Origin of the sequence: Massiliimicrobium timonense, assembly GCF_042850985.1 — a bacterium.
Classification (GTDB): Bacteria; Bacillota_I; Bacilli_A; order Erysipelotrichales; family Coprobacillaceae; genus Allocoprobacillus.
The window spans coordinates 1,029,840-1,052,847 of record NZ_AP031415.1 but is presented as its reverse complement, the minus strand read 5'-3'; the positions used below and the strand labels follow the sequence as shown (position 1 = coordinate 1,052,847).

Sequence of the window (23,008 nt, the reverse complement as noted above, 5' to 3'; positions counted from 1 at the left end):
GCAGAGATTTCTCCCTGCATCTTTTTTACATATTGTCTTCTTTTTTTGATCTATACTTCAACATGATCATCAAACCAAGACTTCCTCCAGCTAATATCACCATATTCATGATATTGGATGAGTCCCCAGTTTTTACAATCACTGGTATTCTAGTATTTTCATACTGTAAACTATGAATGTTTCCAACACCTTCAAGTTGATCATCAATCACTATTTTTACACCTTCATCAGATAACTGATATCCTTGTGGTGCTTTAGTTTCTTTAAGATAAACAGTCTGACCATATGCTAAATCCGTAAAAGTCACTATTCCTTTATTGATATTGGCTTTGATTGTCTTTAATGGATTCTGACACTTTTCATCTGAATATATTGTAAATTCAAAATCATTATGAACAATGTTTTGATGTGTCTGACTATCAATCTTATTGACCTGAATATCCGTTAAAATACGATCATCCGTCATTGTCAATATCATATCCTGTGTCTGATCCACAGTAAAAACAATTGATGATGCTTTCTTATATCCTTCTGGTGTTTTGATTTCAGTAAGTGTATAAGTTTCACCTGCTTTTAACCCTTTAACAACATGATATGTACCATCTGTCGTCCATTTATCAATGATGTTATTTTGCTGGTCAGTTATCTGTAAAATAGCATCCTTAACAACATTGCCATTATCATCTTTCTTTTGAACGCTGACTCTTGTATCAATCATTGATAAGTGCATATCTTCATCTTCTTTAACGGTAAATGGTATTTCATTAGCTGTCACATATCCATCAGGTGTTTTGATTTCTCGTAAAATATAAGTTTCACCAACTTTCAATCCTTCTACAAGATGTTTGGATTCATCACTAACCCATTGATCAACAATATCCTTTGTTTTGGTACTAACCACCTGTAATGTTGCTCCTTTGACAGGTTTTTCATCTGCACCTAATTTTGTCACATCTACCTGTGTGTCATTCATCACAATCGTTTGTTTGTTTTTGGACATTGTAAATTTCACATCTTTGGCATAAGTATATCCAAGTGGTGTCAAATCTTCACGATAGATATAATCTTTTCCCATGACAAGTCCTTTAATTAAGTGCGTTTGTCCATCACTTGTCCACTGTTCTACAATTTCTCCAGTTTCAGCATCTATCACAGTGTATTCTCCACCTTTGAGTTCTGTTCCATTAAGATCCTGCTTAGAGAAATATGTTTCTGTTAGCTTGTTATTGACTGTCTTTTCCACTACATATTCTTTCGTTGTATTGTCTTTCATTTCAAACACAAAGATCACAGGTTCATCCAAAAGTACATAGCCATCAACAGTCTTGATTTCTTCAACTTTATATTGTGCTCCATCTGTTCCAAGTGGTAAATCCTTTAATTCCAGTTTTCCACTTTCATCAATCATATAAATACCATCAGTTGCAGTGTCCATATTGACAGGTTCACCTTTTTTGTAGATGAGCTTTCCAGTTGTTGGATCAACGATATCGCTGTTAGCTGTCACTTTGAACTGGGCTCCACCAACTGCTGTGTCTTTATCTAACTCAAATGTCTTGTGCAAAATCAAATGACCTGTTGGTTTTTCATTGACAAATGTTACTTCAATGACTGGCTGATGATCTTCATCAAAAATGATGTCCTGACGATCAGAAGAAATCTCAACCTTGATGTCATCACCTATTAAGAATCCTTCAGGTGTTTTCAATTCTTCAATGGTATAAGTTCCTGATTCTACCATATCATCCAAGACAACATACCCCTTTTCATCAGTTGTCCATTCGTCTTTATAAACTAAACCGACTTTCTGTTTGACATAATTTCCGTCTTCATCTTTTAGCTTAAATGTGGCATGAGATAAAGTCACCTTTTGTCCTTGATGGTCAGTTTTAACAATCTTTAGCCATGCCTTGAATGGTGCATTGTTGACCATTCTGTATTCAATTTCCTGATTTTGATCAATGGTGACAAAGAAATCACCACTGGCATAATAATTTTCTGGTGTCTTTGTTTCCTTGACTTGATAAATACCATAAGGCAAATCAACAGATGTATCTCGTCCTGTTTGATCTGTGACGAGCACATCATACGTTTTAGCTTTTTCCCATCCATTCTTTTGAACATCTGAGTAAAGTTTGATTGTAAATTCAACACCTGCCAAACCTTGTGTAATACCACTTGATCCATCAGAACCCATCTTAGCGACTTCAAGTTTTCCTTTGATGACCTGTTCTTTAGAAACAACATTTTGAGTCACAACCTGTTGTGTTGAATTGGAAGATGCCAATGACACAATCTGTGGTGAATCTAATAAATATCCAACACTTGGTTTTGTTTCTTCAACACGATATACTCCCATTGGTAAGTTAGACCAAGAAATCTTCGCATTGTTGTCTGTTTTCTTTGTTCCTGTATCGCCCCAAACGCCATTACCAACTGTTTTTTGAGAAATGACTTCATCTTTTGTATAAAGCACTGTACCATCAGCCGGACTGAGAATATTGTCATTGGCTTTCAAGACATATTCTGCTTCTTTTAAAGTGGCATCACCCTGTGCACTATTACCTGTTTCTTTGTCCTGTTTTTCGAGTTCAATTTTCCCTAAAACAGGTTCATTATAGATTTCAATGGCATAAGTTTTGCCATTTTCAGTCACACTTTGGTTCTTTTCCAGTGTCACAATGACATAGTTTTGTGGTGCTTTTTTTTCAAGAATCGTATATGTTCCATAATCAAGCAAACCTGTTTTGGCAATACCTTCATTATTTGTAGAGATTGTTGAAACAACTTGATTGCCACTTAATACTTCAAACTTCGTTCCGGCTTTCTTGACAATCTCACCTGTTTTCTTATCTTTCTTAACAACTTGAATATAACCTTGTTTCCAGTTATTGGTTTGTGTAAATGAAGCTGTCTGCCCAGCTTTTAATTCGACTGAATGAACTGTTGAATCCAAAACAAGATGATCTGGCACTTTAACTTCCTGTATATAGACAGTGGCTGGTTTTAATTGACTGATGGTTACTGTTCCATCTTTACCAGTTGTATATGTGCCTAGACTTGGATTCATATTGGCATTATAAGAGATTTTAAACTGAACATCTGAAATATAATTTCCTTTGTTGTCTTTCTTGGCAATCTTTAAAGCAGACGTTCCAATCTTGATTTTAAAGAATGCACTTGGTAAAGCTTCATCCAGTTTTCCAGCAATGGCAACTTTTTGATAGCTTTCAGAACTGTCCAGACAAATAAGCTGTCTTTTGTTTAAATCTAGACTGTTGGTTGCTGAAACAGTTTTAGTATCTTCAAAAGAAGCATTGGCTGTTATTTTTAAAATATTTCCGCTTTTATCAAATGATAGCCCATCAGATTTGAAATCATATCTATCCAAGACACCATTTTGATCGTTCATCTCCATATAATAATGACTGTCATCAAAGTCCGACATTTCATAAGTCTTGGCTAAACTTTCACTCTTAGCAGCAAAGCTAGGAATCTTGCTCCAAGAAGCCAATGTTTCACTATAGGAATCATAGTATTTTTTGACATTGGATTTGGTTGTTGCATTATCCCAGTTCAATGCATTATAGACAGAAGTTGCCCCACTCGTTGTGACTCCTCGATAGCTGCCATCCGCCTTTCTTTCACCTACCATGATTTCCCATACAATGATCTGAGCAGCATACCATTGATAGGCATTACCCTTAACTGCTTTCAATGAGCCACTCGTATTGTATTCTACATTGATTTTAGTAGGAGCAAGACTTAAAACTCTACTAATCAATATTTCTTTTTGTGAAGCACTTAAGTATTTGTTTTTCTGTGCTTCCTCAATCAAATCAATCGTATCAGTAGGTGTATACTGTGTTCCATCATGAACAGCTTTACCATGTTCAAGACAATAAAAATACTGTCCATTTGTTGTTAAAAGGACAGTCACACCTTCATCATAGGCACTTTCATCCAAGATTGTACCATCATTGAGTTTGGCTCCATCTTTTGTCGTGACACCCGGTAAATAATTGTAGGTGTTCATCTCATAAGATGCTGCGTGAACTTGACCTATGTTTAACGCAAATAAACAAGATAAAATTGATAATAAAACTTTTTTAAATCCATGAAATAGTTTATGTTTATTCATCCTTTTCCCTCCTTTTTGTGGCTAAACATAACTTTCTTGTCTACATCACCTCCTTTCATGCTAAACAAAAAGACAGGTTTTCTCCTGTCATGAAATTGAATTGATAATGAAAAAATCCCATTTAAAATGGGATCACAATTTGGGCTATAAAACTACATATCACTGTCATACAGGCTACAAAAACAAGCCCTTTTTGTCGATAAGCAAAATAAATACCTGCCAGTCCTCCTATAAAAGCACTGACCATATTTCCAGTTGCATAAAAAATACTTGGAAAAGTTAAAGCCGATAGTACAGCATAGGGAACATAATATAAAAGTGAGCGGATAAAGCGAGAATGAATTTCTTTTTTAAAAAAAGTTAATGGCAACATTCTAGGTAAATAAGTCATGACAGCCATCACTAAAACAGTCGTCAGCAAATAACTTGTCATCATTCTTTTTCCTCAATTGGATAACGCCAAGCGCCATACAATGCTGCCAGTAACGTTGCGATAATTAATTGAAATCCACTCGATAATCCTTGAAACAAAGGAGTCACATACATTAACGTTGAAAGAATAGCTGCCAATAAAACGACTTCTCCAATAGCACGTGATTTTGAAGATGCAGGAATAATAATGGCTAAAAACATACCATATAAAGCGAGTCCCATTGCATTTTGTAAAGAGGCTGGTAATAAATTGGTTAATGTTTCTCCTGCCAGTGTCCCACTTGTCCATCCAATAATCGGTATCAGTATAAAACCTGACATAAAAGGAAAAGAGAGAGTCTTCTGTTCTAATGATGCCAGACTAAATGTTTCATCTGTAATGCCAAAAGAAATCACCATTCTTTCAAGTGTTGACATCTTTTGATCAATCTTTTGGCTTAAAGACAGTGACATTAAAAAATAACGTGCATTAATCATCAAGAGTGTCAAAGCGGTTTCCATATAAGATGCCTGAACAAGCATTAAGGACACACCCGCAAACTGTCCTGATGATGTTAAATTTGTTATAGAAATCAAAGTTGCCAGTCCTAACGGTAAGCCACTTGAAGCCACAAAAACACCAAAAGAAAAAGAAACCGGAAAATATCCTAAAGCAATCGGTAAAGATCTTCTACACCCACTCAAAAATTCCTCCATCAAATCCCCTCCATATATCCCTATATGATACATGAATCAAGATTACTTATCAAATAAATTTTTTTCAATAAATGTCATAATTTCTTCTCTTGATGTTAAAACTTGATAAAAAGACTTTCTTAAATCTAATCTTTGAATATCCACTGAGCGAATATCACTCAATTGAATACGACAATATGTTATATGTGTATCAGTTTTTATTTTAATATCTTTTTCAAACAGTGGATTGACAGGTGTCGAATCTTTCTTTATAGATGTACATGGAACAACAAGCATCTTATATCCCATATCTTTTAAAACATAACACCAATGTCCATCCATTAATTCTTTAGGAAAACCTCGTCCAATATTAAAATAAGCCAATTCATGGATATGTGGTCTTTTATGTACGTGATAGAAAGTCTGATTACAATCTCCATCTTTAACAAGATGACAATAAAAATATTCCAGCTGACTTGTTTGATGCAACAGGGCATAACTATATTTTTCAACATCATAAACACCTGATTCTTCTAATTTTTTTAAAGATTTATTCATTTCTAGTAAATTATTACGTATACTCATAATAACCCTCCTATTATATATATACGCATATTTTTCTCATTTTTCTTTTTTTTAAACGAAATTTTTTTATTTTTTTATTTTATAGGTGTGATGAAGTGATTTTTAAAATATGAAAACTATTGTTTCATCTTTCATGTATAATAGCATTGTTGATGGAGTTTTTTAAAAATGAAGCGCCTGGACTTTTTTCAAAGTTGACGAGGACCAGATTTATCGAAAGATTCGGCGGATGATCTGGAGGTATGATGCTACCTGAACGATGAGCAAAAATAATGAGTGATCATTAAACAAATATCATCAGGCATCACTTCATCATATAATCAATTGAATATATGGAGGAAGATTTTATGTGTGGAATTACTGCTTATTGTGGAAAAGGAGAAGCTTTGCCTTTTTTAATGCAAGGTTTATCTAAATTGGAATATCGTGGTTATGATAGTGCCGGTATTACAACATTAGAAAACAGTCAATTAGTCACTATCAAATGTAAGGGAAGATTGGAAAATTTAGAAAATAAACTGAAAAGTCATCAATTACATGGACATGTAGGTATTGGACATACAAGATGGGCAACACATGGTATACCATCTAATCTCAATTCACATCCACATACCAATCAAGATGAAACAATCGCATTAGTGCATAATGGTATCATCGAAAATTATCGTGAATTAAAAGATGAACTGATCAAAAAAGGATATCAGTTTCAATCTGATACTGATAGTGAAGTTGTTGTCTTGCTTTTGGATAGTCTTTATGAAGGAGATCTTTTAGCAGCAACACAAAAAGTATTAAAACAAATCAAAGGAAGTTATGCATTATGTATTCTTTCAACACTTGAACCAGATCATATCATTGTGGCGAAAAAGGATAGCCCATTAATCATTGGAAAAACAAATGATGCCTATGTCGCTGCAAGTGATATTCCTGCTTTATTAGAGTATACAAAAGATGTCTATTTTTTAAATGATTATGAAATGGCTGTTTTATCTTGTGATCATATTGATTTTTACAATCATGATGGACAAAAGATTGAAAAAACTTCAACAACAATTCCTTATGATTTAGAGGCAGCTAAAAAAGATGGCTATGATACTTTTATGTTGAAAGAGATACATGAACAGCCTCATGTCATTGCAGAAACATTAAGAGGACGTATTCATCAACAACATATTGTCTTAGATGAATTAAAAGACATTGATTTTTCAAAATTCAACAAAGTCTATTTTGTAGCCTGTGGGACAGCCTATCATGCTTCATTATGTGGGGCTCATGTTTTAAAGAAAGTTGCTCATCTTCCCGTGTTAAGTGAAGTCGCAAGTGAATTTCGTTATAATGATCCATTGATTGATGAAAAGACATTAGCCATCTTTGTATCACAATCAGGAGAAACCGCTGATACTTTGGCAGCATTACGTTTAGCTAAAGAAAAGAAAGCCACAACTCTTGCTGTTGCGAATGTTTTAGGAAGCACCATTTCTCGAGATGCAGATTATGTATTGTATACATGTGCTGGTCCAGAAATTGCTGTTGCATCAACGAAAGCTTATACAACACAGCTTGTTCTTTTAATTTTATTAGCTTATTATATAGCACAAAATTTAAATCAGGATGTTCACGATGATGTCATTAAGCAGTTACAGCTTATTCCTCAATATGTGGACAATATTTTAAAAGATGAACCTGTGTTTGCACAATATGCACATATGTTAAAGGATATGCATGATGCTTATTTTATTGGAAGAAATTTAGATTATGCCAGTGTGCTTGAAGGAGCTTTAAAACTCAAAGAAGTTTCTTATGTTCATGCCGATGCTTATGTGGCTGGTGAATTAAAACATGGTCCAATTGCCTTAATTGAAGATGGGTCTGTTGTTATTGCTGTCGCAACCCAGCCTCATATTTCTCAAAAAACAATCAGTAACATTCAAGAAACGATTGCCAGAGGAGCCCGTGTGATCTTACTTACAACCCATCATGAAGAAGTTAAAAATGTACAAAACACTTACTATTTACCCGATGTTGAACCAACATTACAAGCAATTCTGGTTGCCATTCCTTTACAGCTTATAGCTTATTATACAGCTTGTCTTAAAGGTTGTGATGTTGATAAACCACGTAATCTGGCTAAATCAGTGACGGTTGAATAAAAACACTTTCGAGTGTTTTTTCTTTTGGTTAAAAGTATTTCATATGAAAATTAATCTTTATTCTTCACAAGAAGTTATGAAATTGATATAATAGTAAACGAGGTGATGAATCGTGGAAAAACGTGAACCAAAAGATTTAACAAATTATGATAAACGTTTTGAAGAAGATCCAAGCTCATTTAATGATTTTCAAGCTATGGATTATGTAAAGGAATTGAAAAATCAAGGACGCACTGATGATGCAATTGAAGTAGGAAAGACTTTCTTACAAGTTGGTGAAGGTTTAAGTGGTTTTATTAATCATTATGGTTATGCACTTTATAATAAATATATCAATATTGATGAAGACAAAATCAAAGAAAAAGAAGATTTATTTTTCTCTATTGTTGATGAAATCACAAATTTATGTAAACAAGAAAAGTATTCTCCTTTAGAAGCAACAATCAATAAAGCAATGAAGTATGTCATGAACCAGAAACCTGTGAATTATCAAAAGTTATCTACTCTTTTAGATAAACTTGATGTTCAAACATTAAGCATTGATCCTTTTATCAACAATGCAGGTAAAGAATTTGAATCTAAAAAAGAAAAATGGTATCGTTTAAAAGTCAGATGCTCATATGAGTTAGAAGATTATAAAGCCTGTGTAGAATATGCTAATAAAGCATTGACACAACCTATCAAATGGCATTATAACAACCTTAACTGGGTGAAATATTATCGTGCATCTTCACTTGTCCATTTACAAAGATATGAAGAAGCAGAAAATGAATTCTTAGCTTTAGGTAATAGAATTCCTCATGTTGATTCTTTCCAGGTTCTTTATGATTTATATATGCATACTGGAAAAGTTAAAGAAGCTTATACAAATTTGATTTATAAATTCTTTAAATCTGGATATAATCTTGATGAATTATCAACTTATGAAATGATTTTAGATATGGTTAAAACTGGTCAAAATCAAGAAATCATCAATCTAGCCAATGCTTTTGTTTATCAAATCAAAGCAGAAAATCAAAAAGAAATTTCACAAAACACTATTTTAGAACAATATCAGAATATGGATAGCAGTTCTTTATATGATCGTTTGTATAATCAATTAATGGAACATCTTGATGAATATATTGATCGTTATGAAGCAAAAGTTGTATATTATAACAAAGATAAAGAATTTGGTAGTCTTTATTTAGAAGATGATGATCCATTATTCTTTAGACAATCTGATTATATTTATGATGAAGTTGTTGAAAAATATGATGTAGTTGAATATAGTTTAATGAAAACTTATGATTTCAAAAAACAAAAACCATCTTCAAAAGCCATTTTATTAAAAACATTATATGAAGATATTCAATACTAAGCTATGTGATGCATAGCTTTTTTTGTCACATAAAATCATCTTTTTCATACTCTATAATGAGGTGAAAATGTGTTAACTCTATTACAACAGATGCCTGTTTTGATATTTATTGGAGCCATTCTTTTTAACTGGCTTTCCACATTTTTAGGGGCTTCGTTAGTCTATTTTACCAATAAAGAAAACCAACAGATTGTTTCCATAGCACTGGGCAGCAGTGCAGGTATTATGATTGCTGCATCATTCTTTTCTTTAATCCTGCCAGCTATGAATTTATTAGAAAATATGCCTAAATGGTTTTTACTCATTATTCCACTTGGTTTTTTATGTGGTGTTATCTTTTTAGCACTCTGTGATCATTTTTTACCACACAAGCATATGATTTCCGGAGAAATTGAAGGCGTTCATTCTCGTTTTTCTAAAAATCAGCTCCTTATGTTAGCCATGACATTACACAATATTCCCGAAGGTTTAGCTGTCGGTGTCGCTTTTGCCAGTGCTCATCAACAATTTATTCCAGCCTTGATTCTTTCTATTGGTATTGGTATTCAAAACTTTCCTGAAGGAACTGCTATAGCATTACCCATGCATCAATATGGAAAAAGTCGTTTTGTTTCGATGATGTATGGACAGTTTTCTGGAATCATTGAAATTCCTGCCGCTATTTTAGGCTATATTTTTGCTTCATTAATTCAAAATATACTTCCTTTTGCATTGAGTTTTGCTGCTGGAGCTATGCTTTTTGTCTGTGTTGAAGATATGATTCCTGAAGCTTGTTGTCATCGTCAAATAGATATCGGTGCTTTATCCTGTATGATTGGATTTACGGTTATGATGATTTTAGATATAATGTTATCTTGATTTAAAATTCGTGTTTTTTCTAAAATATTTCAAAATAATTCGCAAAATACTGATTCTTTTGATTTTATTTTTTGAAAAAGCATTGACAAATAATTTTCATTTCATTATGATAAAAGATATATAAAACAAAAAGCCATGATGTGACATAGTAAATATTTCTGTGACAATAGAGATATGATGGTTGGTGCAAATCATACGTAAAGAAATTTTGAATTCAACACGGAGCTGTTACTTTGATAAGGGGTAATCGGGGTCATAACGTTATTTATGAAAAGTTATTCAACTTACAAAGGTTATAATTGTGAAATTATAATAAATTGAGGTGGTACCGCGTTCACTCGCCCTCTTGGGACGGGTCTTTTTGTTTTATAAAAAAAAGAGAGAGGAATGTGATATGATGAAAAAACTATCTGTATTATTATTAGCTATGGGGATGCTGTTATCAGGTTGTGCCAGTGATAGTAGTGAACCTAAGGATTTATCGGAAGTTAAAATTGGTGCTATTCAGTTTGCGCAACACCCAGCATTAGATAAGGCTTATGAGGGATTTAAGGATACTTTAATAGAAGCTGGTGTTAAGGAAGAAAACATTGATTTTCAAAATGCCAGTGGTGATCCATCCAATTGTCAAACGATTGCTGAAAAATTTGTCAATGATGGTGATGATTTAATTTATGCTATTGCAACTGATGCTTTACAGGCTGCGGCAAATAAAACAACAGATATTCCTATTGTTGGTGCAGCTGTTACTGATTTTGAAACAGCAGGAGTTGTCAAATCTAATGAAAAACCAGAAACCAATGTGACTGGTTCCAGTGATTTAAATCCTGTTAAAGAACAAATGGAACTATTAAAGACTTTAGTGCCTGATGCCAAAAAAATTGCAGTATTCTATTGTAGTGATGAAGCCAATTCTATTTATCAAGGTGAAATTGCCTTAGAAGCCGCTAAAGATTTAGGTTTAGAAGCTAAAGTTGTAACAGTATCAAATGATTCAAGTGCTATTCAACAAGTAGCTCAATCCATGATTGGTCAATATGATGCTGTTTATATTCCAACTGATAACCTTTTAGCTTCTAATATGGCAACGGTAGCACAAGTCACAAATGAAAATCAGTTACCTGTCATCGTTGGGGAAGAAAGTATGTGTGAAAATGGTGGTCTAGCAACTTTAAGCTTAGATTATTATACTGTTGGACAAAATGCTGGTAAACAGGCTCTTGCAATTTTAAATGGTGAATCAAAAGTTCAAGAAACACCTGTTACTTTTGTCGATGCTAAAGACTGTCAATATTTTGTGAATCAAAAAGTCGCTACACAGTTAGGTATTGAAGTCCCTGCTGATCTTCAAGTAACAATGATTGGAGGATAGATTGATGTCTATCCTATTATCTTTACAGGGAGCCCTTGGTCAAGGAATCCTTTGGGGTATCATGGCTCTTGGTATCTATTTAACATTTAGAATTCTAGATATTGCTGATTTATCAGTAGATGGCAGTTTTGCGACTGGTGGTGCTGTATGTGCTGTTACTTTGATTGCAGGTATCCACCCTATTATCGCAATATTATTAGCGACTTTATCTGGTTTTTTAGCTGGATTTATAACAGGTTTTTTGCATACAAAATGCAAAATGCCAGCCATTTTAGCTGGTATCTTAACTCAATTAGCTTTATATTCTATTAATCTTAGAATTATGGGAAAGAGTAATATTCCTTTATTACAGTCATCAACCCTTTTTAAAGATTTTGCCAAACTTATTCCCCTCACTTCACAATGGATTACAATCTGTATTGGGATTTTCTTTAGTTTAATTGTAGTGATTGGGATTTACTGGTTTTTAGGAACGGAATTTGGTTCATGTTTAAGAGCAACTGGTAATAATGAAAATATGGTCAGAGCCAATGGTGTGAATACTGATACTATGAAATTATTTGGTTTAATGCTCAGCAATGGACTCGTTGCTATGAGTGGTGCATTGGTCACACAACAACAAAGTGTAGCAGATGTGAAAATGGGAACGGGAGCCATTGTGATTGGACTGGCTTCGATTGTGATTGGTGAAGTTATTTTTGGTAAAAAGGCTGGATTTAAATTACGTTTAACTTCTATTATTATTGGTTCTATTATTTATCGTATGATTGTTGCGATTGTTTTACAAATGGGATTAAATACTGATGATTTAAAACTGTTAACAGCTTTTATTGTCGCTGTAGCTCTCACTGTTCCTGTCATTGTCAATAAAAGAAAACGTCTTTCAATGTATAAAAAATTAACTGGAAAGGAACTGCAAAATCATGCTTAAATTAGAAAAAGTTTCTAAATCATTTCATATAGGAACTCCTAATGAAAAATGCGTTATCAAATCCTTAAATTTAGAATTAAAAGAAGGAGATTTTGTAACAGTCATTGGTGGTAATGGGGCTGGGAAAAGTACATTGTTAAATCTGATTGCAGGGGTCTATCCCATTGACTGTGGTATCATCACATTAAATGGTCAAGATATTTCCTTAGCTCCAGAATATCAACGTGCTCAATTCATAGGTCGTGTTTTTCAAGATCCTATGATGGGAACGGCTGCGGATATGCAAATTATCGAAAACTTAGCTATGGCTGCTCGTCGTGGACAAAAACGTAGTTTACGTTGGGGAGTTACAAAAAAAGAAAAAGAACAATATTATGAAGCTGTCAAAACATTAGGGTTAGGTTTAGAAGATCGTTTAACAACAAAAGTTGGATTACTCTCTGGAGGACAGCGTCAGGCATTAACCCTCCTCATGGCAACTCTCCATAAACCTCAATTATTGTTATTGGATGAACATACAGCTGCATTAGACCCTGCCACAAGTACCAAAGTTTTGACCTTAACGAATGAAATTGTCACAAGACAACATTTAACTGCTATGATGGTCACACACAATATGAAAGATGCTATTGACATTGGAAATCGTTTAATTATGATGTATGATGGTCATATCATTTATGATGTGGAAGGTGAAGCAAAAAAGCAATTAACAGTCAACGATTTGCTTAAAAAATTTGAAGAAGCCATTGGAGAAGAATTTGTCAATGATAGAATGTTATTAGGCTAGTGATCTAGCCTTTTTTAATGATAAATAAGCGTTCTTTTTCTACAATGCAATAAAAAACATCATGATAATCCTGTATCCCTGCCTGTTTCAGTTGTTTCATCAGCCATGCTTCATCACGATTCATCAGTTTCAATATCTCATAATCAATGACTCCATCACTAATAATGGCCGCAGGGACTTTCACTTCACTTTTCTTTGTTTCAATAACCGATAATTGTCCATCAGTTTCTAAAACAGCAAATTCAACCTCTGATATAGAACCTATCCCCTGTTCTCTTAAATGATGACAAAGATCATCAACACTATATTTTAAAGATGCCATTTTCTTTTGATTCACTTTTCCTTGAAAAATAATGAAAGTAGGATGTCCTTCTACAATCTTTTTAAAAAAAGGATTTTTTAATGAGATGACAGTAAATAACTTATCCATGACAACAATCACAAAAACAGCTAATGCAGCCTGTAAAAAATTAACATCTTTATTTCCAATAGACATTGTCATTAATTCACTAATAATTAAAAAAACAATCAAATCTGAAACACTTAATTTACTCATCTCTTTCTTTCCTAAAAATCTAATCATGAAAACAAGTAAAAGATATGTTCCAAAACTTTCAATAAAGATTTCCAGATATCTCATAAAAGTCAACTCCTTTGCATAAAGTATATCAGGAGGAAACTATGAAACAAACACTACGTACCTATATTTATACATGCTTAATCTTTCTGATTCCCTTTATACTTATCTCATTTATTCTTTCCATTATTTCTTATTTCATGCAAATGAATACCCTTTTCATACAAATCATGATACAAATATTCTCATATTTTATTTTAATCATTTCTGCATTATATCTCACTTCCCATTTACCACATCAACGTATGAAACATTGTATCATCTTTGCTGTCTTTTATTTTTTGATGAGTTTATGCTTTCATCTTAATCATATTCAATATATACATCTTATTTTTAAACCACTTATTTTTATATTCATTGGTTTTTTTAAAGAACTAAAAAGTCGTATGATTGCATAAAAAAAGACTTCAATAAGAAGTCTTTTTAAAATAGCAACATACATGAGAAAAATATTGCAACAACAATTAAAATAACATAAGGAATACGTACTAAACATGCCAGAGCAGTGTTCTTCTTTAAATCATTGACCATTGAATCTTCTAAAACACCAACAAATAATGTTGCTGCTGCTATATTAAAGAAATTCAAAGGACCAAGATAAAGCTCCAATGTACTCATAGGAAGAATAAAAGCATAAATTGTATTAACAGCTACAACGACAATTAAAAAGAGTATCCACAAACTCAATACAGCACGATTAAATTGACGACTTTCTTGCATATGATCACCACCTACTTTTTCCTTTTCTTATTATATACTATTTTCAAAAAAATAACAAATTTCTCTTTAAGCAACAAAAAACAATTAGATTTTTTTCTTTATTTCATCTATAATAAATATATCAAGTAAAGTGAGGGGGTTATTGATGATACATATGGTTTTATGCTGTGCAGCTGCTATGTCTACAAGTTTATTAGTTGAAAAAATCAAGAGAGAAGCGAATCAACAAGGGATATCTATTGATATAAGGGCTTTAGGAGTTCATGATATATGTCATCAGGCCACTGATGCCCATATTATTTTATTAGCTCCACAAGTAAAATATATGAGAAAGCAGATTCAGAAGTCTTTACCTAATATTCCTATCATGGATATATCTATGCGTGATTATGGAACAATGAATGGTAAAAATGTCTTTTTGAATGCTTTGCAAATATTAGATCATCAAAAGCTATAAATAAATTTTTGGTTTATTTATAGCTTTTTCATTAACAAATCCATTTCTATTTTTTAAAGCAAACTTCCCTTTAGTCCTTTTTTAAATACCAGTACAGCTCTTTGTGTCCCTAAAAAAGACATGGTAATAAGATGATAACTTTTCTTTTCCATCTCTTTTATTTTTTCATCTATTTTTTCTGTCACATTTTCTACAGTAATATCTTCAATTAACTCTGTTTTATACATAACAATGAATCACCTCCATTAACAATCAATCTGATGTTTGTAAACAGTATCTTGCAATAGTTTCTATCAGTTGATCAGGTAAGGTTTGGTTATAAGGAAAATAGATAGCATTTTTCTTTGTCTGCCACTTTGTTAAATGCGAAGCAAACTTTTCAATCACTTTTTCACCTACATAAAGACTGATGTGTTTTTGACAAGCTGCAAACGAAATAGACTGACCATCTTTTTCATAACAAGGCATACTCCATAAAATACGTTCTTTTAAACAAGGAACACTCTTTAATAAAATGTTTCTCATTCTTCTTAAATGACTTTGAGTTTCTAATGGCTGTAAATCAATATATTCATCCACTGTTTTTGGTGCCTGACCACAATAATGACTTTGATTGATTTTTTTGAATTCACGACCACATCGAGGACATATCCACATTTGTTATAACCTCCTATTGAAAAAGATGATGTTTTCACATCATCTATGCAAGATATTCAATCTTTAAAATTTTAACTTCATATGGTTCAGCAACACCGACTGAAACAATTTCATTAACACCATGATCAAGAATAGCTTTCGCTAATGGAGATTCATTTGAAATTTTACCATTCAATGGATCTGTTTCAAATGTTCCAACGATTGTAAAAGTTTCTTCTTGAGCATTGGCTTCTGATAAATCTAAAATTGTGACAGTTGCTCCTGGTTTTGCAACTGTGCTATCTAATTGTGATTCATCAATAATTTGCACATGTAAAAGCATTTGATCAATTTCTTTGATTCTTGCTTCAATATGTGCCTGTTTATCTCTAGCTGCATCATAATCCGCATTTTCTGATAAGTCACCTTGAGAACGTGCTAATTGCAATTCTTCAATAACTTTTGGTCTTTCGACATTAATTAACTGTTCTTTTTCTTGTTTTAGTTTTTCAACCCCACTTTGGGTTAATAAAACTGCATCATGATCCATAATTTATCCACCTCGCAGACTATACTATAACATAAATATGTTGAAAATACTAGCATTCTCTCTTAAATTTTCTCTATTCATCAATGATACTTTTGATTTTTGTTGTTAATAAATCAACAGCCACATGATTACTTCCACCCTCAGGAATAATGATATGTGCATATTTTTTAGAAGGTTCAATAAACTGTTCATGCATAGGTCTAACTGTTGTCAGATATTGTTCACAAACAGATTGCAGACTTCTTCCCCTTTCTTCGATATCTCTTTTTAAACGTCTGATAAAACGGATATCACTATCCGTATCAACATAGACAAGAATATCACATAACTCTCTTATTGAAGGTTCAGCTAAAACAAAAATACCCTCTAAAATAATCACATCTCTTTTTTCGATGACTTCAGTAATAGAACTACGTGTATGTAAAGTATAATCATATGTTGGTTTTTCTATACGTTCTTTTTTCTTTAATTTCTTTAAATGTTCTACCAGTAAATCTGTATCAAATGCAAAAGGATGATCATAATTTGTTTTAGCACGTTCTTCAAAACTTAAATGACTTTGATCTTTATAATAATCATCTTGTTTTAAGATTTTCACTTTATGATGTCCTTTAAAATAATCATATAACTGTTTTGCAATTGAGGTTTTCCCTGAGGCACTTCCCCCAGCTATACCAATAATGACAGCTTGGTTTTTCATCATTTTCTCACCTTTCTTCCCATATCATTTGCTAATACACGATGAGGTATTTCAACATAGAGTATTTCCATTGGATGATTTGCTTTTGTGACTTCTTCCATATCTTCATTATAAAGTTTTTCAACTGTAAAGAAAAGATTATCATGATGTGGAGAGAAAATTTCAATCTGATCACCCATTTCAAAATAATTTCTTTGTTCTATTTTAGCTAAATGATTTTGATAATTATAATCGACAATACGCATCACAAATTCCTGCGTAGGATGTTCATCACGCATATTAAATAATTGTTCATCAACACCTGGATGATCAAAATAAAATCCATGACATAAAGCACGGTTGGCTGCTTTTTGTAATTCCTTTTCATAAAAATCATCTTGTTGAAAATGATCAGGATCTTCACAATAAGCATCAATCAGTTTACGATAAGTAGACACAATTGTCGCAATATAATGAACCGATTTCATACGTCCTTCAATTTTAAAAGAATCAACTCCTAATTCAATCAGTTCACCAATATGATGAACAAGACTCATATCTTTACTTGACATACTAAAAGGCATATCATCTTCTTTATTGACAAGAACACCATCCTGATATAAATCATAATACCAGCGACAAGATTGTGAACAACCACCACGATTGGCATCACGACGACTTAAATAGTTAGAAAGCATACATCTACCAGAATAATGAATACACATTGCTCCATGAATAAAATATTCTATATCTACATCCACTTTATCCATAATTGCTCTTAAATCTTCATAAGTCACTTCTCGTCCTAAAACAACACGATCCATTCCCATCTTTTGATAAAATGCAATGGCTTGACTATTCAAAGTAGAAAGTTGTGTAGACACATGAACTTCCAGATTTAAATGCATGTCTTTAGCTATTTTCATAATATAAGGATCAGCAACAATAATGGCTGTGACACCTATATCATCTAATTGTTTTAAATAGTTTTTCAGTCCTTCTAGATTATCCTGATGTAAAATAATATTGCATGTGACATGAATATGAGCTCCATATTTTTTCGCAAATTCAACACCTTCACGGATATCTTCTAAAGTAAAATTAGAAGCCTGTGAACGTAATGAAAACTCTTTTCCACCTACAAAAACAGCATCGGCGCCATACATAATCGCTACTTTTAACTTTTCAAGATTACCAGCCGGAGCTAATAATTCTGGCTTTTTTATAATTTTTCTTTTCCCATCAATGATTTGACTGATTTTTCTCATGATCCATCTTCCTTACATCTTCTAATTTATAAACTGTCTGATCAAATAGAAAACCACGATCTAATGGTGTTTTTAATTGATACAGCAAACGCATATATGCTTTCACATCACGATCATATGTATGATTTTCAAAACTCTTTAAAGCATCACTATAAAGTGAAGCCACTTCTACAGCTTCTTCTTCGCTCATCATTAATGTTTCAATATATAAATAATCAAAATGATGAATCTGATTCAATAAATCTAACATATATAAACGTGTGAAAGAAAAAATATGTGTACCCTTTTGATCTTCATAAATATGAAAAGCATAATCAGAATTTCTTGCTTGAATCGTTAAACGTGTTTGACTTTCTTTATCAAATTCAAGTCCTGAAGCTTTTTGATAATTACTTAATAATGCTCTTTTACTGGCAGCAATATATTCTACCCCATGAACCTGCAACATTAAAGGCATATTGACTTGTTGCTGGATTAATAATTGTTCTTCTAATGGAATAACACGTGCGATTTGTGCACTGGTTACACCCTGTTCTTTTAAAACATTTAATGTCATTGCATTGGTATTTAATGTTTCCGGAGCGTACATCATATCAAATGAATATTGCTTATCTTTTACAATTTGTAAAACACCAAAATCTTCAAAAATAATACCATAAATAGAAAGTTTTGATAATTCATCTATATAATTTTTTAATGTTTCTATATCATGTTCATCATATAAAGCATTAAGCGCAACATAAAAATGACATTGAGGATATTGTTGACAAATTGTCTTGATATCTTCTAATGAATAATAATAAGGAGCATAAAAAGAATATTCACACCCTAATATAAATGTATCAATACCCATAGATACATAATCATATAGTCTTTCTTTACGATTTAATGATAATATTAACTTCATTCTTGATCCTTTCTTTGAATAACACATATGCCATCTCCAACAGCATAGTATTCAACATCATAATTCTCATGTTGAAAAATCCAATCTTTAAATCTTTTGATTTTTTTAACAAGTTGTCTTGTATTTCTATTTTTAATATGATCAATATCAAAAACCATCCCATGAAAGTCCAAATTATCCACAACAATAATACCATCCTCTTTGACAAATGGAACATATTTTTCAAAAAACTTTTGATATTGAGCCTTAGCCGCATCAATAAACAAACAATCATAAGGAGCATGTTGTAATAATTGTGTATCAAAAGTCAAAGCATCATGATGATGAATCGTAATCCTTTGTTCAAGATGATGCTCACGAATATGACAAACAGCTTCTAAATAACGATCGTTATCCAATTCAATAGTTTCTACTTTTAAATCATCTACATGCGTGACCATCATCATAGCTGAATAACCAATGGCTGAACCAATTTCTAAACATGATGATGCTCCTTTTTTATTTAACTGTTCAATCAAAAAGAAGATGCCTTCTTTTTGCATAACAGGAATATGACGTCTTAAAGCATCCTGTTCTAATTCTTCTAATGACAACATATTAATACCATTTATTCTCCTTTACGACTTGTTTATGTTCTTTATATGTACGACTATAAATCACAGTTCCATCTTCTTTTGCAAAGAAATAGAGATAATCATGATGTTTATAATGAATGCATGACTCTAAAGTCACCTTAGAAATAGTGCTGATTGGTCCAACAGGTAATCCTGTATACTTATATGTATTATAACGTGAATCAATTTGTGTATGAGCCACACTGACATCGACACCTGTTCTTTGCCACGCATAATTAACAGTAATGTCACTTTGTAATAACATATCTTGATTTAAACGATTCATAAAAACACCAGCAATTATAGGACGATCTTCATCATATAACGATTCTCTTTCAACAATAGAAGCAAATGTTAAAAACTGATGAGGAGTCCATCCTAATTTTTCAATATCTTTACGATAAACGGATAATTGTTCATCCATCATATCTAATGCTAATTTTGTCATGCTTTTTAAATCCGGCTCTTTTTCAGTAATATAGTAAGTTTCTGGATATAAATATCCTTCTAATGGATAAAGAATCTCTGAATTTAAAATACTATCATCTATAAACCAGTATTCATCTATTAATGATTTTAAATATGCTTGATCTTCCCATTGTTTAATCACTTCATCATCAGAAATATTTAAAATCTGTGCAAATTCTTTGGCAACCTCCGGAATTGTTGTTCCTTCTTTAATTGTCAATTTAGATAAAACAATATGATCAATATCAGGGTTTTCTATCAATGCAAAAATATCAGATAATGACATATTTTTATTCAATATATATGTATTTGCCTGTAAATGATCATAACGATTCAATTTCAAGAAAATTTGCCCACATAATTTATTTTTAACAAGTCCAGCTTCATCCAATGCATCAAGAATTGAAGAAGATGTTGAACCCTGTTCAACTGTCACAATCACATCTTCATCTTTTGATGACACTGAAGAAATACCAACATTATAAAAAATAATAACACCTATAATGAAAACAATGACAACACCTGCAATGATTCCTATTAATTTCTTATTCTTCATAAACCATCCTCCATCATTTATTTATTATAGGTTATTTTGCAGGAATTATCAACTTTCACTCATTTTTTATCCATTTCAACAAAAAAGAGCATTTCTGCTCTTATAATCCTCTTCCTTCAATCAAACAAACAGGTTCACCAACCATATAACTGAAATGTGTTTCAAATAAAACGCCCTTAGATTCACCACGTTTTAATTCAAAAGATTCAATCGTTCCACCTTTTTGGCAAGCTACAACAACATATTTATCAATAACGAGAATCATTTGTACAGGTTTTTCATCTGTATCGGTATTATCTACTGTATTCAACATACCTGTTGTTGTATCAATTTCAAAAGTTGTAATAGAATCATGACCACTGTTAGAAACGAAAAGATAATCTCCTTTTTCATTCATTAAAATATCAGTTGCTGTATTTTGACCTATATATTCATCTGTTGGATAGGTCATGACTTTTTGCACTAAAGACATTTGTCCATCCTGATAACGATATACAAAAACTTGACTTGATAATTCATTTAAAACATAGGCAAATTGTCCATCAGATGAGAAAATGATTTTCTTAGGTCCAGAACCCGCCTCTAATTTTAAAGTCAGTTCATCATTGCGATAAAGTCTTCCTTTTTCACCAATATCATACAAAACAACCTCATCTGTTCCCAAATCACAGACAACCATTCTATGATCTGGTGTCATATCTATAAAGCATGGATGAGCTTCACTCTGACGTTTTGGATCAATACTACTTCCCGTATGTTTAATTGTTTGAACAACTCTAATAAGTTTCTGTTTTAAAATAGCAATAACGACAACTTCACTATTATAGTAATCCACAGCATAAGCATAAGTACGATCCTCATTCACATAACTATTGACATATGTTTTTCCATGATCTGTTGATTTGGCAGCTAAACCAAATTGTAAATCCATTGATGCGTATTGCCATAATCCACCATCTGTAGGTCTACCTGTATTATTTTTATAACATACATAAATAAAACGTTCACGTTTAGAAATAGCAATAGGATTCGCTAATGACTTATAAAACTTCTTTTTTAAAATTTCCCCATTATCAATATCCAAATGAAAAACATAGATTCCTCTTGTTAGATCATTTCCATAACTTCCTACAAATATTGGTTTGACTTTTCTTTTTTTAAAAAATAATCCCATATTTTCCTCCTTAATAAAGAAGGGTAACATCAGTTACCCTGTGATACCAATCCATGTTATTATTCTTCATCTTCAGCCATAAAACTGTTAAAGACTTCTTCAATCATATCCCATTCATCAGGTGTTTCAATAGGATATAGGTTTCCTTCATCATCATAGATAGATGAATAAACTTGTGCATCTTCATCATCTGCATCATAATATAAAACATATTTTTTTCCAGTATCTTCACTATCAAAAGTAAAAAGTACATCAAATTCTAATTCATTACCGTCATCATCAATGACCTTTATTTTATTAACGTCCATGATTATCTCCTTTGACCATCTAAGTAACCTTGTAAAATTTGTACAGCTGCCATCTTATCAATGACTTTTTTTCTTTTTTTACGAGAAACATCTGCAAAAATCAATTGATTCTGTGCCATCACCGTTGTTAATCTTTCATCAATCAAAACAACTTCAACATCCATCATCTTTTCCAGTCTTTCTTTAAAAGCCATAGAAATTTGTGCTCTTTCTCCTAAATCACCATTCATATGTTTAGGTAAACCAAGAACAATTGTATGAATATGATGTTCTTCAACAATTTTTTGAATATGTCTGGCAGCACTCTTATAATTATTTTCTTCAAATCGATAAGTTTCAACACCATGAGCAATCATTCCCAAAGCATCACTCATCGCAATCCCACAAGTTCTTGAACCTAAATCTAAACCTAATATTTTTTCCACTATTTAGACTCCAGATAGAACTTCACAAGTTCTTCAATAATCTCATCACGATCAATCTGTTGAATAATTGAACGTGCCCCTTTATGGCTTGAGATATAAGCAGGATCGTTAGAAATCAAATAACCAGCAATTTGATGAACTGCATTATATCCTCTTTCATCTAAAGCATTAGCAACTGTCATTAAATGAGAATGGATAACTTCTCTTTTAATTTCTTCTGAATTAAATAGACGTGTTTGAGTAAAATCTTTTCCCATTTGTACTACCTCCCATCTATATAATCTATATTACACTAAATAATTGCAAATTGCTAGTAAA

26 protein-coding genes and 1 other annotated feature are annotated in these 23,008 nt (G+C 32.2%); of the genes, 8 read left to right on the top strand and 18 right to left on the bottom strand.

The window, feature by feature from the left end:
- Positions 1-25: 25 nt before the first annotated feature.
- From ACGHJ8_RS05425 to ACGHJ8_RS05410, 4 genes are all read right to left on the bottom strand, one after another.
- Positions 26-4,141, bottom strand: a complete 4,116-nt coding sequence (locus tag ACGHJ8_RS05425; RefSeq protein ID WP_390542134.1) for a SpaA isopeptide-forming pilin-related protein — start codon at positions 4,139-4,141, stop codon at positions 26-28.
- A 121-nt stretch (positions 4,142-4,262) separates the two neighbouring features.
- The gene (locus ACGHJ8_RS05420; protein ID WP_249191412.1) at positions 4,263-4,577 is read right to left on the bottom strand and encodes an AzlD domain-containing protein; all 315 of its coding nucleotides are present in this window, start codon (positions 4,575-4,577) and stop codon (positions 4,263-4,265) included.
- Positions 4,574-5,269: an AzlC family ABC transporter permease gene (locus tag ACGHJ8_RS05415; protein WP_390542132.1), complete on the bottom strand. Its 696-nt coding sequence runs from the start codon at positions 5,267-5,269 to the stop codon at positions 4,574-4,576. The genes ACGHJ8_RS05420 and ACGHJ8_RS05415 overlap by 4 nt, the downstream gene beginning before the upstream one ends.
- Positions 5,270-5,311: 42 nt before the next feature.
- Positions 5,312-5,833 carry a hypothetical protein gene (locus ACGHJ8_RS05410; protein ID WP_087358225.1) on the bottom strand — a complete coding sequence of 174 codons (522 nt, stop codon included), beginning with the start codon at positions 5,831-5,833 and terminating at the stop codon, positions 5,312-5,314.
- Between the two features lie 347 nt (positions 5,834-6,180).
- Between ACGHJ8_RS05410 and glmS the strand changes: the two genes are divergently transcribed.
- The 6 genes from glmS to ACGHJ8_RS05380 all read left to right on the top strand — a co-directional run bounded on the left by glmS (position 6,181) and on the right by ACGHJ8_RS05380 (position 13,291).
- Positions 6,181-7,983, top strand: coding sequence for a glutamine--fructose-6-phosphate transaminase (isomerizing) (gene glmS, locus ACGHJ8_RS05405; protein ID WP_390542130.1), 1,803 nt, complete (start codon positions 6,181-6,183; stop codon positions 7,981-7,983).
- Between the two features lie 112 nt (positions 7,984-8,095).
- Complete coding sequence (locus ACGHJ8_RS05400) at positions 8,096-9,343, top strand: hypothetical protein (RefSeq protein WP_205090130.1); 1,248 nt, start codon at positions 8,096-8,098, stop codon at positions 9,341-9,343.
- Positions 9,344-9,412: 69 nt separating this feature from the next.
- Positions 9,413-10,201 carry a ZIP family metal transporter gene (locus ACGHJ8_RS05395; RefSeq protein ID WP_087357719.1) on the top strand — a complete coding sequence of 263 codons (789 nt, stop codon included), beginning with the start codon at positions 9,413-9,415 and terminating at the stop codon, positions 10,199-10,201.
- A gap of 126 nt (positions 10,202-10,327) precedes the next feature.
- Positions 10,328-10,550 (top strand) — a binding site (T-box leader).
- A 45-nt stretch (positions 10,551-10,595) separates the two neighbouring features.
- A complete protein-coding gene (locus ACGHJ8_RS05390; protein ID WP_390542127.1) occupies positions 10,596-11,573 on the top strand; it encodes an ABC transporter substrate-binding protein in 978 nt (325 codons plus the stop codon).
- A 4-nt stretch (positions 11,574-11,577) separates the two neighbouring features.
- Entirely contained in the window at positions 11,578-12,504 is a 927-nt protein-coding gene (locus tag ACGHJ8_RS05385) for an ABC transporter permease (RefSeq protein ID WP_390542125.1), read from the top strand.
- Positions 12,497-13,291: an ABC transporter ATP-binding protein gene (locus ACGHJ8_RS05380; protein ID WP_087357717.1), complete on the top strand. Its 795-nt coding sequence runs from the start codon at positions 12,497-12,499 to the stop codon at positions 13,289-13,291. The genes ACGHJ8_RS05385 and ACGHJ8_RS05380 overlap by 8 nt, the downstream gene beginning before the upstream one ends.
- 4 nt (positions 13,292-13,295) lie before the next feature.
- On the opposite strand, the gene ACGHJ8_RS05375 is transcribed toward ACGHJ8_RS05380, so the two are convergent.
- Positions 13,296-13,931 carry a DUF421 domain-containing protein gene (locus tag ACGHJ8_RS05375; RefSeq protein WP_087357716.1) on the bottom strand — a complete coding sequence of 212 codons (636 nt, stop codon included), beginning with the start codon at positions 13,929-13,931 and terminating at the stop codon, positions 13,296-13,298.
- A 41-nt stretch (positions 13,932-13,972) separates the two neighbouring features.
- On the opposite strand from ACGHJ8_RS05375, the gene ACGHJ8_RS05370 reads away from it, so the two are divergent.
- Positions 13,973-14,326, top strand: coding sequence for a DUF3792 domain-containing protein (locus ACGHJ8_RS05370; protein ID WP_390542123.1), 354 nt, complete (start codon positions 13,973-13,975; stop codon positions 14,324-14,326).
- Between the two features lie 25 nt (positions 14,327-14,351).
- On the opposite strand, the gene ACGHJ8_RS05365 is transcribed toward ACGHJ8_RS05370, so the two are convergent.
- Positions 14,352-14,648, bottom strand: coding sequence for a hypothetical protein (locus ACGHJ8_RS05365; protein ID WP_087357714.1), 297 nt, complete (start codon positions 14,646-14,648; stop codon positions 14,352-14,354).
- Between the two features lie 145 nt (positions 14,649-14,793).
- Between ACGHJ8_RS05365 and ACGHJ8_RS05360 the strand changes: the two genes are divergently transcribed.
- The gene (locus ACGHJ8_RS05360) at positions 14,794-15,105 is read left to right on the top strand and encodes a PTS sugar transporter subunit IIB (protein ID WP_087357713.1); all 312 of its coding nucleotides are present in this window, start codon (positions 14,794-14,796) and stop codon (positions 15,103-15,105) included.
- Between the two features lie 53 nt (positions 15,106-15,158).
- On the opposite strand, the gene ACGHJ8_RS05355 is transcribed toward ACGHJ8_RS05360, so the two are convergent.
- The 12 genes from ACGHJ8_RS05355 to ACGHJ8_RS05300 form a co-directional block, all read right to left on the bottom strand.
- Entirely contained in the window at positions 15,159-15,332 is a 174-nt protein-coding gene (locus tag ACGHJ8_RS05355) for a hypothetical protein (RefSeq protein WP_164483536.1), read from the bottom strand.
- Between the two features lie 25 nt (positions 15,333-15,357).
- Positions 15,358-15,762, bottom strand: coding sequence for an iron chaperone (locus ACGHJ8_RS05350; RefSeq protein WP_087357712.1), 405 nt, complete (start codon positions 15,760-15,762; stop codon positions 15,358-15,360).
- Between the two features lie 43 nt (positions 15,763-15,805).
- Positions 15,806-16,291: a transcription elongation factor GreA gene (greA, locus tag ACGHJ8_RS05345; protein ID WP_087357711.1), complete on the bottom strand. Its 486-nt coding sequence runs from the start codon at positions 16,289-16,291 to the stop codon at positions 15,806-15,808.
- 73 nt (positions 16,292-16,364) lie between these two features.
- Positions 16,365-16,991 carry a uridine kinase gene (gene udk, locus ACGHJ8_RS05340; RefSeq protein WP_087357710.1) on the bottom strand — a complete coding sequence of 209 codons (627 nt, stop codon included), beginning with the start codon at positions 16,989-16,991 and terminating at the stop codon, positions 16,365-16,367.
- Positions 16,991-18,238 (bottom strand): U32 family peptidase, encoded by a 1,248-nt coding sequence (locus ACGHJ8_RS05335; protein ID WP_390542119.1) that lies wholly within the window; start codon positions 18,236-18,238, stop codon positions 16,991-16,993. Before ACGHJ8_RS05335 ends, udk begins: the two co-directional genes overlap by 1 nt.
- A complete protein-coding gene (locus ACGHJ8_RS05330) occupies positions 18,213-19,145 on the bottom strand; it encodes a peptidase U32 family protein (protein ID WP_087357722.1) in 933 nt (310 codons plus the stop codon). The genes ACGHJ8_RS05335 and ACGHJ8_RS05330 overlap by 26 nt, the downstream gene beginning before the upstream one ends.
- The gene (locus ACGHJ8_RS05325; protein ID WP_087357708.1) at positions 19,142-19,741 is read right to left on the bottom strand and encodes an O-methyltransferase; all 600 of its coding nucleotides are present in this window, start codon (positions 19,739-19,741) and stop codon (positions 19,142-19,144) included. The genes ACGHJ8_RS05330 and ACGHJ8_RS05325 overlap by 4 nt, the downstream gene beginning before the upstream one ends.
- Position 19,742: 1 nt before the next feature.
- On the bottom strand, positions 19,743-20,783 hold the full coding sequence (gene mltG, locus ACGHJ8_RS05320) for an endolytic transglycosylase MltG (RefSeq protein ID WP_211964936.1): 1,041 nt from the start codon (positions 20,781-20,783) through the stop codon (positions 19,743-19,745).
- Between the two features lie 100 nt (positions 20,784-20,883).
- Complete coding sequence (locus tag ACGHJ8_RS05315) at positions 20,884-21,957, bottom strand: lactonase family protein (protein WP_390542116.1); 1,074 nt, start codon at positions 21,955-21,957, stop codon at positions 20,884-20,886.
- Positions 21,958-22,016: 59 nt separating this feature from the next.
- Positions 22,017-22,265, bottom strand: coding sequence for a DUF1292 domain-containing protein (locus tag ACGHJ8_RS05310; protein ID WP_087357705.1), 249 nt, complete (start codon positions 22,263-22,265; stop codon positions 22,017-22,019).
- Between the two features lie 2 nt (positions 22,266-22,267).
- Positions 22,268-22,690, bottom strand: coding sequence for a Holliday junction resolvase RuvX (gene ruvX, locus ACGHJ8_RS05305; RefSeq protein WP_087357704.1), 423 nt, complete (start codon positions 22,688-22,690; stop codon positions 22,268-22,270).
- Entirely contained in the window at positions 22,690-22,947 is a 258-nt protein-coding gene (locus ACGHJ8_RS05300; protein ID WP_087243145.1) for an IreB family regulatory phosphoprotein, read from the bottom strand. The genes ruvX and ACGHJ8_RS05300 overlap by 1 nt, the downstream gene beginning before the upstream one ends.
- Positions 22,948-23,008 lie beyond the last annotated feature (61 nt).